General features: G+C 67.4%; 12 protein-coding genes. 6 read left to right on the forward strand and 6 right to left on the reverse strand.

The window, feature by feature from the left end:
• Nucleotides 1-85: 85 nt before the first annotated feature.
• The gene (locus tag AB4879_RS16590; RefSeq protein WP_102807465.1) at nt 86-1,426 is read left to right on the forward strand and encodes a flavin monoamine oxidase family protein; all 1,341 of its coding nucleotides are present in this window, start codon (nt 86-88) and stop codon (nt 1,424-1,426) included.
• On the opposite strand, the gene AB4879_RS16595 is transcribed toward AB4879_RS16590, so the two are convergent.
• On the reverse strand, nt 1,416-2,360 hold the full coding sequence (locus AB4879_RS16595) for an alpha/beta fold hydrolase (RefSeq protein ID WP_370508459.1): 945 nt from the start codon (nt 2,358-2,360) through the stop codon (nt 1,416-1,418). The two genes, AB4879_RS16590 and AB4879_RS16595, sit on opposite strands and share 11 nt — an antisense overlap.
• A 124-nt stretch (nt 2,361-2,484) precedes the next feature.
• On the opposite strand from AB4879_RS16595, the gene bluB reads away from it, so the two are divergent.
• Nucleotides 2,485-3,129, forward strand: coding sequence for a 5,6-dimethylbenzimidazole synthase (gene bluB, locus AB4879_RS16600; RefSeq protein WP_370508460.1), 645 nt, complete (start codon nt 2,485-2,487; stop codon nt 3,127-3,129).
• 10 nt (nt 3,130-3,139) lie between these two features.
• Here bluB and AB4879_RS16605 read toward each other — a convergent pair whose 3' ends face one another.
• Nucleotides 3,140-3,544 carry a hypothetical protein gene (locus tag AB4879_RS16605; RefSeq protein ID WP_102807574.1) on the reverse strand — a complete coding sequence of 135 codons (405 nt, stop codon included), beginning with the start codon at nt 3,542-3,544 and terminating at the stop codon, nt 3,140-3,142.
• Between the two features lie 204 nt (nt 3,545-3,748).
• Between AB4879_RS16605 and AB4879_RS16610 the strand changes: the two genes are divergently transcribed.
• Together AB4879_RS16610 and AB4879_RS16615 are read left to right on the forward strand one after the other, a co-directional pair.
• Entirely contained in the window at nt 3,749-4,033 is a 285-nt protein-coding gene (locus AB4879_RS16610; protein WP_102807462.1) for a hypothetical protein, read from the forward strand.
• A gap of 248 nt (nt 4,034-4,281) precedes the next feature.
• Nucleotides 4,282-4,617 (forward strand): STAS domain-containing protein, encoded by a 336-nt coding sequence (locus AB4879_RS16615; protein ID WP_370508461.1) that lies wholly within the window; start codon nt 4,282-4,284, stop codon nt 4,615-4,617.
• Nucleotides 4,618-4,627: 10 nt separating this feature from the next.
• Here AB4879_RS16615 and AB4879_RS16620 read toward each other — a convergent pair whose 3' ends face one another.
• Together AB4879_RS16620 and AB4879_RS16625 are read right to left on the reverse strand one after the other, a co-directional pair.
• Entirely contained in the window at nt 4,628-7,273 is a 2,646-nt protein-coding gene (locus AB4879_RS16620; protein WP_370508462.1) for a LuxR C-terminal-related transcriptional regulator, read from the reverse strand.
• A gap of 89 nt (nt 7,274-7,362) precedes the next feature.
• Nucleotides 7,363-8,529 carry a serine/threonine-protein kinase gene (locus tag AB4879_RS16625; protein ID WP_370508463.1) on the reverse strand — a complete coding sequence of 389 codons (1,167 nt, stop codon included), beginning with the start codon at nt 8,527-8,529 and terminating at the stop codon, nt 7,363-7,365.
• A 357-nt stretch (nt 8,530-8,886) separates the two neighbouring features.
• Between AB4879_RS16625 and AB4879_RS16630 the strand changes: the two genes are divergently transcribed.
• Both AB4879_RS16630 and AB4879_RS16635 read left to right on the forward strand, forming a co-directional pair.
• Nucleotides 8,887-9,198: a hypothetical protein gene (locus tag AB4879_RS16630; protein WP_370508464.1), complete on the forward strand. Its 312-nt coding sequence runs from the start codon at nt 8,887-8,889 to the stop codon at nt 9,196-9,198.
• Between the two features lie 178 nt (nt 9,199-9,376).
• Nucleotides 9,377-10,588 carry a pyridoxal phosphate-dependent aminotransferase gene (locus AB4879_RS16635; protein WP_370508465.1) on the forward strand — a complete coding sequence of 404 codons (1,212 nt, stop codon included), beginning with the start codon at nt 9,377-9,379 and terminating at the stop codon, nt 10,586-10,588.
• A gap of 32 nt (nt 10,589-10,620) precedes the next feature.
• On the opposite strand, the gene AB4879_RS16640 is transcribed toward AB4879_RS16635, so the two are convergent.
• Both AB4879_RS16640 and AB4879_RS16645 read right to left on the reverse strand, forming a co-directional pair.
• Nucleotides 10,621-11,925 carry a cytochrome P450 gene (locus AB4879_RS16640; protein ID WP_370508466.1) on the reverse strand — a complete coding sequence of 435 codons (1,305 nt, stop codon included), beginning with the start codon at nt 11,923-11,925 and terminating at the stop codon, nt 10,621-10,623.
• Nucleotides 11,922-12,662 (reverse strand): class I SAM-dependent methyltransferase, encoded by a 741-nt coding sequence (locus tag AB4879_RS16645; RefSeq protein WP_370508467.1) that lies wholly within the window; start codon nt 12,660-12,662, stop codon nt 11,922-11,924. Before AB4879_RS16645 ends, AB4879_RS16640 begins: the two co-directional genes overlap by 4 nt.
• Between the last annotated feature and the right edge of the window lie 3 nt (nt 12,663-12,665).

Below are 12,665 nucleotides of genomic sequence, written 5' to 3' on the forward strand. Positions count from 1 at the left end.
CCGAGGTCGACGTTCTGCAGGCCACCACTCGCCTTTTCGCGGCCAAACGTTGGTTTGGGCGAAAGGGACAGGCAACACTGGTGGGGTGGCGGGTTACGACGTAGTGGTGATCGGCGCAGGCTTCGCAGGCCTGGCCGCCGCACGTGAACTGGTCAAACACGGGCACGAGGTGCTGGTGCTGGAGGGCCGCGACCGCGTCGGCGGACGCTCGAGCACCGCATCGCTGGCCGGTGTGCCCGTCGACCTCGGCGGCACCTTCGTGGGCCCCACCCAGGACGCGGTGCTCGCGCTGGCCACCGAACTCGGGTGTCGCACCTCCCCCACCTACCACGACGGCGCCAATCTCATCCGATGGCGCGGCAAGGTGCGGTCCTACCGCGGCACCATCCCCAAGCTGTCGCTGATCGGCCTGCTCGACATCGGCCGGATCCAATGGCAGGTCGAGCGGCTTGGCCGCGGCATCGACGTCGCCCGACCCTGGACATCGGCCAAGGCCACGCAGCTGGACGCCACGTCCCTGGGCGGCTGGTTGCGCTCGGTGGGCGCGACCGCGTCCTCGCACGACCTGATGGCCATCATGTCGCGGGTCACCTGGGGTGCCGAGCCCGACGAGGTGTCGATGCTGCATGCGGTGCGCTACGTCAAGGCGGCCGGGGGTTTGGACCGCATGCTCGACGTGGTCGGCGGCGCCCAGCAGGACCACTTCCCCGGCGGCACACAGCAGATCGCCGACGCGATGGCCGCCGAACTGGGTGATCGCGTCCGGCTCAATGCGATAGCCACCCGAATCGAGTGGTCCGATGCGGCGGTTGCGGTCACGTCGTCGGCCGGCGTCGTCGAGGCGCGACGTGTCATCGTGGCGATCCCGCCGGCGCACCGGCTGAACATCGACATCGCCCCGCCACCCCCGATCGGCTACCAGCAGCTGGCCCAAAGCTGGCCGCAGGGCGCCCTGAGCAAGGCGTACGCCGCCTATCCACGGCCGTTCTGGCGCGACAAGGACCTGTCCGGGCAGGCGCTGTCCGACGAAGGGCCGGTGTTCATCACGTTCGACGTCAGCCCCGGCGACGACGGCCCGGGAATCCTGCTCGGGTTCGCCGACTCCCGCGGATTCGACGCACTCGGCGCCGAGGAGCGCCGCAAGCACGCACTGGCCTGCTTCTCGGCGTTGTTCGGCCCGGACGCCGAGAACCCCATCGATTACCTCGACCACTGCTGGGGCGCAGAGACTTTCGCACCTGGCGGCCCGACGGCGGCGGTTCCGCCCGGCGCCTGGACGGAGTTCGGCCACCTGCTGCGCGAACCGGTCGGACCGCTGCATTGGGCGGGTACGGAGACCGCCGACGAATGGACCGGCTTCCTGGACGGCGCGGTGCGGTCAGGTCGACGCGCGGCAGCGGAAGTCGTTGCAGCGCTTAGGAACTGATGCGCTGCTCGGTCACAGCTGAGACCAGTGTCCGAAGATGCCCATTCACGACGTCGGGATGCTCCAGGATCGCGCAGTGTCCGCCCGGCGTCTCGACCAGGTCGACCAGGTTCGGAACAGCGTCGGCAATCTTGCGGGACTGGCACATCGGCAACAGCCGGTCCTCGGTGCTGCCGATCACCAGCGTGGGCACCGTCAAACCGGTGAGGTCGATGTGTCGGGCATTCATCTCGTCGACAAGCACCCGCGCCCACGCGCCGCGGCCACCGGCCGGGGTCTCGGCGAACAGGTCGTGAACCAGCTTGCCGATCGCGGGGTCGGCGCCCGCACCGACGGCCATCATCGTGACGAACCAGCGGCTGCCGGGCTGGGCGCCTCGCACCAGTGGCGCCCCGCCGAATGTCCTGATGAGATGGCGTGCGGCGAGGGATCGGCCGGCGGCCAGCAGCGCGGGCACCCGCAGCAGGTTGATCTCTTTCAGCAGGTCGCCGGTGGTGGTGTTGATCAGCGCGACTGCGTCGGCACGCTGGGCAACGCGGTGGCGGTAGCGGTCGGCCCAGGAACTGATCGCGATACCGCCCATCGAATGCCCGGCGATCACCGCTCGTTCGCCCGGACGCAGGGTCGCCGTCAGTACCGAGTCGAGGTCCCCGGCCAGGTGGCCGAGGCTGTAGCCGGACCGGCGGGGTACCCCGCTGCGGCCATGCCCGCGGTGGTCGTAGGCGATCACCCGGAAGTCGCGGGACAGATCGTTGATCTGCTGATGCCAGACCCGCAGTGCGCAGGTGATGCCGTGCGCCAGCACGATCGGGTAGCCGTCGTCGGGGCCGAAGACCTCGGTGTGCAGGCGGGTGCCGTCAGCGGCCCTGACCTCAACCGTTCGGCTCGGCGGCAGGTCGACACCGTTTTTGACGGCCGTACGGGACGCTGACATGGCCCCCTCCTCGCTCGGGACGGCGCCACTGCCGCTCCGGGATCCCTAGAGTAACCACCGCGAACCCGATCGAACCGTCGCACCGCGCCGGTCGTTATCGCACCGTGCCTCTTAGGATGACCCGGTGACCGAGCACGCGTTCACCGACGCCGAGCGCCGGGCCGTCTACCGCGTCATTCACCAGCGCCGGGACATGCGCCGGTTCACCCCAGAGGTGTCGGTACCCGATGCGGTACTGGCCCGGTTGCTGGCGGCCGCACACGCCGCCCCCAGCGTCGGCCTGATGCAGCCCTGGCGGTTCCTGCGCATCACCGACACGGGGTTGCGCCACAAGATCCACGCTCTGGTCGATGAAGAGCGCAGGCATACCGCCACGGCCCTGGGTGCCCGGGCAGAAGAATTCCTCGCGCTCAAGGTGGAAGGCATCCTGGATTGCGCCGAATTGCTGGTGGTGGCGCTCGACGAAGGCCGCGAGAGCCACGTCTTCGGGCGCCGCACGATGCCGCATATGGACCTGGCTTCGGTGTCGTGCGCGATCCAGAACCTGTGGTTGGCAGCACGAGCCGAGGGCCTCGGAATGGGCTGGGTATCCATTTTCGATCCGCAGCAACTTGGCGAGCTGCTGGGCATTCCGGCCGGCGGTGAGGCGGTGGCCGTGCTGTGCCTCGGCCCAGTGCCCGACTTCCCCGATCGTCCGGCGCTCGAACTCGACGAGTGGACGTTCGGGCGTCCACTCGCCGAATTCGTCAGCGAAAACCGTTGGAGCTAGCCAGATTCAATTAGCCGACGGAGGCGCAACCCACGTACGGGATGCATCCGGTGGCCCCGCCGGGCCCGGCCGAGCCGCTGGGACCGTTCGGGATCCCGCCGCTGGCGCCGCCACGGTCCGCGGTACCGCCGGGGCCATAGGGAATCGATCCGCTGGCGCCGTCGGGACCGGCTGCGCCGACGGGACCATTCGGGATCGCACCGGACGCACCACCGGGGCCTGCCACGCCGCCCGGACCACCGGGAATGACGCCGGACGCGCCGTTCGGGCCGGCGGTGGCGACCGGGCAGGGGCTGCCGTCAGGGTTGACGCAGCCCGGCGCGGGATCGGCGGCAGCGAGTGGGGCGACCGCGATCGCGGCAGCTGCCGCACCGGAGAACAGAACTGATGTCAAAGAGAGTGTTTTCAGTGCCATGCAGATTTCGTACCCGAATTGACGGATCAGCAATCGTGGGTGTGGCCGAGCCCTCTGGGGCGTCGACTCTGCCTGGCCGCCATGACATTTCGCGGTCCGGGCTCCCCCATGTGCGCGAGGGCGCCGTGGGGGCGGCCGACGCGAGCCGGCCCAATGCGGCCGAAACCCGCCTCAGCACGGTCCCGGGCGGGTAAAAACAGTCCGATGAAGACACTTTTTGCCGTCGTGGTGGTGGCTGCGGCACTGGTGGTGGCACCCTCGCCGGCTCGGGCCGACGATTGCGGCGCAGCGGCTGCGGCGCAGGACGCCACGGGATGCGTCGCCGTCAGCCCGGATGTGATGGTCGGTCCCGGCATCGAGCTGAGCCCCGGAGTGGTACCGCCGGTCGCCTCGCCCGACGATGCGGCAGCTCAAGCCGCAGCCGGGCGCCCGCCGTGTCTGACCGGCAACGGGGTGCCGTACTACACCCCGGCCGACATGCCCTGCTGACAGTTTCCCGACAAGGCCGGCACTGTTGCCGGCTGCCTTGGGATCTGATTGCCCCCGACCGCCTCAACAGTGGGTATTCGCCAAGCTAGGCCGTGGCGTGCCTGTGGGTGTAGGGTCGAAGCAGGTTGAATTTCCAGCCTCGGTATTCGTCGCAGGCGAGCGGTGCATGTTGCACCCGCAATGCGAGCCTTTCGGGCGCGTCCCACACACACTTGTTATTTCCTTCTAGTGCTCATTGGAGCCATTCGATGCATTTGATCACGTCTAATTCGACCGTTGACCCGCCTACAGACCGACTGCAACTCTTTGCAGAATGGTCCAACACCACTGACGTTCGCGTCACCGCGGTTGGCGACGTCGACATGTCCACCGCCCGCGAATTCACCGCCTACGTTTTCCGCCGTGCGGGTAACTGCCGACACCTCACTCTGGACATGACCCGGGTGACATTCTTTGACTGCGCTGGGATTTCAGCGCTCGAGTGCATCGAAGAACGCTGCAGCGAAGCCAACGTTTCGCTGGAAATAGCACCGGCACAGTGCGTTTCGCGTGTCATGACGCTTTGTCACTCCTTGTGCGCGTGACGGCGCCACACTAGTAACCGCCGGTTGCAGGTGCATCCGGATCGACAGTGCGGATCAGACCGACGAGCTGCTCGCGATCGTTGATACCAAGCTTGTTGTACACGCGGTAGAGGTGTCCCTCCACAGTACGAACCGACACCACCAGTCGGTCGGCGATCTGTCGGTTTGACAGCCCGTCGGCAACCAGAGCTGCGATCTCCCGCTCCCGGTCGCTCAATGGCAGTGGCATTCCAGTGACCGCAGTCGCCGGAGTGTGTAGCCCGGAAGTGCTCACCAGCCAATGAGCTCGTGTCGACGATTGCATTGCCAGCAGACGAGCGCCCGCGCCCCGGTGTGCGACTGCCGCGGCAGCGAAGGTGTCTGCCGCGTGCGCCCTCATCCGCAGTGATTCCCAACCTCCGGCCACCCTGTCGAGGCCTACCCCATCGTGTGCGGCAACCGCCTCGGCGTGCGCGGCGGCGAGCTCAGCGACCGGGCTATTCAATTGTTCGGCAAGCGCTTTGAAGCGGGAGACATCAGGGGCCATACCGAACCGCAGCCCGGTGTGCAGCGCCTCCAACTCGCCGACGATCATCCCCGAGCGGGCAGCGGCATCCGCAGAACGGCCGATGTGGGTGTGTGCCGCTGCGAAATCGCCGGAGGCCGCACTCAGGTAGGCCCTGGCCACTTCGAGAAGCGGCCGGAACACCTCGACAGCGGGCGCCCAACTAGCCTCAGCCGTGCGCAATGCCCGCGCTGCTGCTGCTGAATCACCGCGCAGCACCTCGGCCTGCACGGCCCACGTCGCCACCAGATTCACCCACCCGCCGGACAGCGTCGACACCATGGCCGACAGCGCCCGCTGCAGCCAGTCACTGGCAGCCTGGGCGTTGCCGGCCCCGAGCTCGACCCGCCCGGCCATCGCGGCGACGATGGCCTCTGCGTGAGGCGCGCCATGGGTCTGGTGTCGTTGCCTCTCCACGATCGCCAGGGCCGAGACAATGTCGCCTTGGTTGAGCGCCGACAACGTCTCCGTGAGTGAGATGGCATACCGCTGAGGTCCAGACGCGCAGTGCCGCGCCGCATCGTTGCCTCGGCTGGCCGCCGCGGCAACATCGTCCGGCCTACCGCGAAAGTTGGCCACGGCCGCAGCCGGTACTGCTGCCCACAACACCGCCATCGGCATCGCCTCGGGGTCGGCGATGACGGCGGAACTGGCGGCCGCAGCGGTATCGAGGTCACCGGAGAAGTACGCGATCGAAGCCTCGACCGCCAGGGCGTAGCTGCGCAGAACGGTCAGCGTGACGCGGGACCGGACGGTACCCAACACCTCTTCAGCCATCGCACGTTGACCGCACCCGAAGAACAAGTTGGTTGCCCGTAAGCAGCCCCACCGAACGAGCATGACCTCATCGCGCGGATCGAAGGCCGCCAGCAGTTCTTCAGCCTCGTGATTGCGACCCTGCCAAGCCAGGGCGTCGGCGAGTGGGATGGCGGCGCGCAAGCCGCCGCCATTGTCGTAGGCGGACCGCGCCAGCCGCTCAGCCAGCGCCAGACTCGACATCGCCATCGCGCTTTCGGCGGCATCGGTCACCAGGCTGACGTCCGGCGTCGCGTCACTGTTCATCATCAAACGCGCATACTCGATGACCAGTCGCGGATCTCTGGCCGCGCCGCCGTCGTCATCGTTGTTGATCAGTGCCCAGAAGTGCTGTGCCAGAGTGGTATTGATCTGCCGTAGCCGTGCTGTCCCGCACCGTTTGCGCACCACGTCGGCCAGCGCCGGATGGGCCACCTGGACACGCACGCGTTGCGGATCGTTGATCACCTCAATGACCGCGCGTCGTTCCGCATCGCTGATCGCGTCGGCATCGCACATGGTACGCAGCGCATCCCAGTCCAATACCTCGGCAGCCGAGATGATTTCGAGGACTTCCCGTTCCGCCGGCGGCAGGCCGCGCACCCTCGCGTCGAATAGTTGCTCGACGTCGGAGCCCAGCCGCGGCATCTGGGTCAGTCGCCACCAACCGGTGTCGTCGGTGAGCAATCCGTCGTCACTTGCGGTGTCCAGCAGGCTGCGCAGCAGCAGTGGATTGCCCGACGACAGTTCATGAAGCTGGTCGACAAGCGTGCCGGACACCGGGCCACCGAGCACCTCGATTATCAACCGTTCGGTCTCTTCCCGCGACAGCGCACCTACGTCGATGCGGCGCAGATAGTGGTCCTTCCACAGCGCGGTTATGGCGTCTGGCACCTCGACTCCCGCGCGCATGGTGACGATCAGCGTCGCAGATCCGCGCACCGCGAGCTGATGGACGACGATCGCCGAAAGCGGGTCGAGCAGATGGGCGTCGTCGACGACAAGCAGCAGGTCGTGAACATCGTCGAGCGCCTCGTGGGCCGCGGCGAGCAGGCCAATCGGCTCGAGGGCGCTCGGGATCCGCACGATGCCGGCGAAAGCGGCAAGCGGCACATCGCGGGAGGTCTGAGTGGCAAGAACAAAGTGGGTCTGCATTCCCCGCCCGCCGAGCCGTTCGCCAACCTGGCGCGCCAGCGCGCTCTTGCCGACACCGGCCTCCCCTGTGAAGACCACTCCACTGAACGAGGAGCCCTCGACGGCTTCGAGAGCGAGCTCGATCTCAGCTTCTCTCGCTACGAATGGCCATTCCAATGGCACAACACGTTCCTCCCCCAGGCTCTCCGGCGCAGCGCAGGCCTCCCGTGGCCAGTCGATACTAGCGCCGCATCGTCGAGCGGGCGGGTGATCTAGCCCCGCTTCTTGTCGCCCTTTCCATGCCCCCGACCGGCGGGTCCCCCCGGCGCAGGTTGCTCGGGGGCAGGCTGCTGGATGACGGGGCTCGGCGGCGGTGCGATGCTCGGCGCGGGAGCGGCGGGGGTGCTGGTGCCGACTGGGTGCGGTGCCGGCGTCGACGATGCCGGTTCCATCGCCAATGCGAACGCCGAGACGGCGAGAACACCGAGGACGCCGGCCGCAATTCCGTACGTGCGCATCCGCTGCCGAGGTCGCCGCGGCAGGTAGGGGGCGGCCGGAATCGGAGGTCCTTCCAGGACTTTGGTTGCCGGTCGCGGTCTCGCAGAGGCGACATCGCCGCGCAGCGCCCGCTGATCGCCAGCCAACGCGGCGCGCATGTGTTCAGCACTAGCGAAGCGCTGCAACGGATTTCGGGCGACGGCGCGGTCGATGACAGCGGCTAGCACCGGATCCACATCGCTACGCACCGCCGCGACGGGCGCAGGTGTGTTGTCCATGATCGCATGCGCCAGCGCCGCGGGGTTGTCTTGCGGGAACACCCTTCTGCCCGCGAGCGCTTCATAGCCCATCAGGCCGACGGCGTAGAGATCGTCGCTGATGGACGCCGGAGCCCCGGCGACGCGCTCAGGACTCATGTAACTCATCGTTCCGACGATCTGCCCGGTCATCGTGTGCGCGGCGCCACCGGTCTTGGCGATACCGAAGTCAGCCACCTTCATCGAGTCACCCGGGGCCGACACCAGGATGTTGCCCGGCTTGATATCGCGGTGCAGCACCCCGGCCGCATGGGCCACGCCGAGACCGGCAAGGACATCGTCGAGCATGGAGCGAACGTGCGACGCAGGCATCGGGCCGGCGGCGATGATGTCGGCCAGCGTCTGTCCCGGCAAGCGTTCCAGCACGATGAACGGGGTGCCCTGGTGGTCGCCGAAGTCGTAGACGGTGACGATGTTCTGGTGGCAGAGGCGAGCAGCTGACCGGGCTTCGTCCTCGAACCGGCGCCGAATGCCCGGGTCGCCACTCAGCGTCGGATGGAGCAGTTTGATCGCCACCGGCCGATTCAGCCTGGTGTCCCATCCCTCGCGAACCTCGGCCATGCCTCCGCGGCCGAGAACACCGTGAATTGCATAGCGGTCCACGAGCATCTCGTGGCCGGTCATGACTTCTCCATAGCCACGATGACGGCGACGCAAACCAGGCTCAACCGAGCCGGCCGCTCGTCGACGAGGTTTCTCGAGTGACTCATGGTGCGAATGAGCCTAACCGCATCGGAGACTCTGCTGGTGCCAGCCTTTCCAGGCGCTGGGGACCGACGAAAGTTGAAGCAGCACAAAGCAATGGTACGGATCGGGCCGGTAACGCGGCGGTGCGGCACAGCGATATGGATAGCAACAACAGGCTCGATAGTCCTGCAGATCGCCGGTTCAGAGGTATCACCGTGCCGGTGTCTTGCCAAGCAGCGACACACACGTCCTACGACGGTAGCGGCCGGTGTTGCCAGACCTTAGGCCAAATTCATGCCACGCATCACTCGCGGCGGCCTCGTATTGGGGGCCGTGGTGTTCTCGTCCGCCGCCGTACTGTTCCTCGGCGGACATCGGTTCTGGACCGAGAACCGTTCGGGGACGCCACCTTCGGTCGCCGCAGCGGACGCATCGCTCGCGGCGCCCACGTCCGCCCACTCTGTTCCACTTCCCAAGTCAGCGGCGAAAGCCCGGGCCATGCCGTTGACGGCTCAACGGGGGCGGGAGCAGGCCATTCCGGCGGCTGTGGTCTTGATCATCGCCGTCGTCTCCGTTGCCGTGCTCTTGAAACGCGGACGGACGTAGCGGGACGCGGGCCTGCCGCCGGCGGCCGATAACCACCATCTTCGCTGGTAAGGCTAACCAATGCTGCAGCTCACCCGTTCACCTGATCGCTCGGTCAGTCGACGATTGGACGATAGGCTTTTGACGCCTCGGTTAATACACCGCCCCGCGACCCGGGATGACCCTGCGAAGGAACCGTATGAAGTTCGCGCAGTCGAGCAGGTTGTCCAACCTCTCGCACGAAGCGCCGGGGCCCATCGCCGAGCAAGTGTCGCGACTCGAAGCAGCCGGAAACCGGGTCATGCGGCTCGATACCGGAGACCCGTACCCGTTCGGCTTCGCGGCGCCCGCTGAGCTGGTTCGCCAGATCGCCGAGGCCCTGCCGACATCGGCCGGCTACAGCCCCACCAAGGGTTTGCTGCCGGCCCGCAACGCCGTCGTGCAGTACTACTCCGTCCGCGATGTCCCGGGCATCGACGTCGAGCATGTGTTCCTGGGCAACGGCGCCTCCGAACTGATCGTGATGGCTATGACGGCCTTGCTCGACGAGCGCGACGAGGTCCTGGTGCCCGCTCCTGACTTCCCGGTGTGGACCGCCGCGGTGAACGTCAACGGCGGACGCGCCGTCCACTATCGGTGCGACGAGTCGTCGGACTGGTATCCGGACGTCGCCGACATCGCAGCGAAGGTCACCGCACGAACCAGGGCGATCGTCATCATCAACCCGAACAATCCGACCGGCGCGGTGTACCCACCCGAGGTGCTGACCGGCATTCTCGACATCGCGCGCGAGCACAACCTCATCGTCTGTTCCGACGAGATCTACGACAAGATCCTCTATGACGACGCCGTTCACACCACGACGGCCTCGTTGGCGCCGGATCTGTTGTGCCTGACCTTCAACGGGCTGTCAAAGGCGTACCGCTGCGCGGGATTTCGGGCCGGGTGGCTCGCCGTGTCCGGACCCACGGATCACGCGGTGAGCTACCTCGACGGACTGACGACCGTCGCCGGTCTACGCCGATGCGCGAATGTGCCCGGCCAGCAAGCGATTCAGATCGCACTGGAGGCCGATGGGTCCGGGCACGAGCTCACACTTCCGGCTGGCGCGCTGCGCGAGCAACGCGACCGCGCCTGGGAGGCGCTGAATTCCATTCCCGGTGTCTCGTGCGTCAAACCCCGAGGTGCGCTGTACGCGTTCCCGAAAATCGATCTGAACGTGTATTCGATCCGCGACGACGAGCAGTTCGCCCTGGACCTGCTGCTGCAGGAGAAGATCCACATCATTCCCGGCACCGGCCTCAGTTGGCCTGACCCCGACCACATCCGGATCGTGATGCTGCCGCGGGCCGATGAGCTGGAAGCCACCATCGGGACGATCGGGCAGTTCCTGACGACCTATCGCCAATGATCACCGACAGCCTCCACGCGCGACGCCGGTGACTAACGGCGGGCGATCACTTCCAAGGTGATTTCGCGGCTGGGCTTGGTCGCGATCCCGCGCGCCACCGCGCGCGGCGGTCGCCCGCGCTGTACAGGCGCCAGCTCGAGCCGCTTCATCATCGTGCCGATCGCGACAGCCAGCTCGTCGAGCGCGAAGGCCGCACCGATGCACCGGCGGTAGCCCCCGCCGAACGGCGCGTACTGAAATGGTGACGGCCTGGCATTCAGAAACCGTTCGGGGTCGAAGGTGTTCGGATCGGTCCACAGGTCGGGGTTGGCATGCAGTGCTGGCAGCGCGATTCCCACCACGTCATCGCGTGCGCAGGCAACACCGGCGACGGTGAGCGGCCCGGTGAGCCTGCGCAGGACGATCGGCACTGTCGGGTGGATGCGCAGCGTTTCCTGGATGACCGCGGCGAGGTACGGCAGAGCGGCCATCTCCGCCGGTGTGTCGACGGTGGCGAGTTCGTCCAGCACGCGGGTGCGGACATGGTCGTCGCGGTGGATATGGTGCAGCGCCCACGCCAGCGACGTGGAGCTGGTTTCGTGGCCGGCGGCCAACATCGTCCGCAGCTGGTCGCGCACCATCTCATCGGTCAGACTGTTGCCCTCGTCATCGGTGGCGTCGAGGATCAACGCCAGCACGTCGCCGCCGCGCTCACCGCCGCGCCGTCGTTCGTCGATCTGCTCGGACAGCAAGTCGTCGAGGTGGGTTCGGAAGGCAACGAGGCGGGCCCACGGCCCCCGGCCCGCGATATCGCGGCGCAGCCAGGGAACCAGCATCAGCGCCGCGCCACCGGATCGGAGCAACTGCGTTGTCACCGAGGAGAACTCGCGACGCCGGGCATCGTCGGTGACCCCGAACACCACCCGGATCACCACGTCCAGGGTGATCGATTGCGCGGTGCGGCCCACCAGCAGGTGATCGCCCGGCCGCAACGCCGCGATCTCCCGCTCGGCCGCCTCGGCGATCAGATCGACGTAGTCGCGCATGAGCTCGCCGCGAAAAGGTGGCGCCAGGACACTTCGGGCCCGGCGATGTGCCTCACCGGAGAGCAGGATGAGCGAGTTCTTGCCGACGACCGGCTCGATCGGGTTGGGCAGCGGCGCCCGGCACAGTGCGCCTGGCGCGCTGAGAATGTCGCGCGCCCCGTCCATGGTGGTGAAGAACAACACCTTACCCAACCCGGGAAAGCGCACCGTGAACGGTGCGCGGTCGGCGGCGTGGCGGCGGAAGAAGCCCTCCGGGTCGATCCCGGCCCACGCCGCACGGCCGAGTGCGGCTGCCGTCGCCGGCGGTCTCACGGCAGCCTCGTGCGCCGCGCCAGCACAACCTGGTTGCGGCCCAGGCGGCTGAACTCGAGGCTGATGGCCGGATCGGCGTGGGCGGCCAGCGAACGGAATGCCGAAGGGCTGTAGGCGCGTAGCGAACTGATCAGACCGTCGTGCGCGAATGGCAGCAGCACAAACGGCAGCATCGACGCCAGCCGCAGGAGGTGCACGGGCGCCGACGGCCGATACAGATCGCAGATCAGCACCGTGTCTGCGACGCGGGTTCCCTCCGCCAGCACGCGCGCGGCCTGAACCGGCAGCAGATGATGAAACGACAGGGCGAACAACGCGAGATCGTAGGACTGATCGGGGGCGTCGATATCGGTGGCGTCGACGCGGCGGACAACTGCCCTCGGGTCGCTGCCGAGATCACCGGCGGCGATGGTGGCCACCGACACCGGATCGATGTCGGTCACCGTCACACGCGCGTCGGGGCGCAGTGCGAGCACCGCTCGCGACAGCGCCCCGTGACCTGCCCCCAACTCCAGGATTCTCGGCTCGCTGATGTTCGCGACGAGCGGCAGTGCCCTGGCGGCGAGGTGCTTATGATCCCGCAGGATCCGGCCCATCCAGTCGAGGGACCAGATCACCTGCCGCTTGACGCGCTCATCGACATCGTCGCGGTCCAGGTATTCCAGCCGGCCGGTCTGCAGACGTCGATCCAGCCAGGAGGCGTCGAATCCGGCGCGCGGCATGGTCGCGATATCCATCCG

The sequence above is a fragment of the Mycobacterium sp. SA01 genome, from assembly GCF_041287105.1.
Taxonomy (GTDB): Bacteria; Actinomycetota; Actinomycetes; order Mycobacteriales; family Mycobacteriaceae; genus Mycobacterium.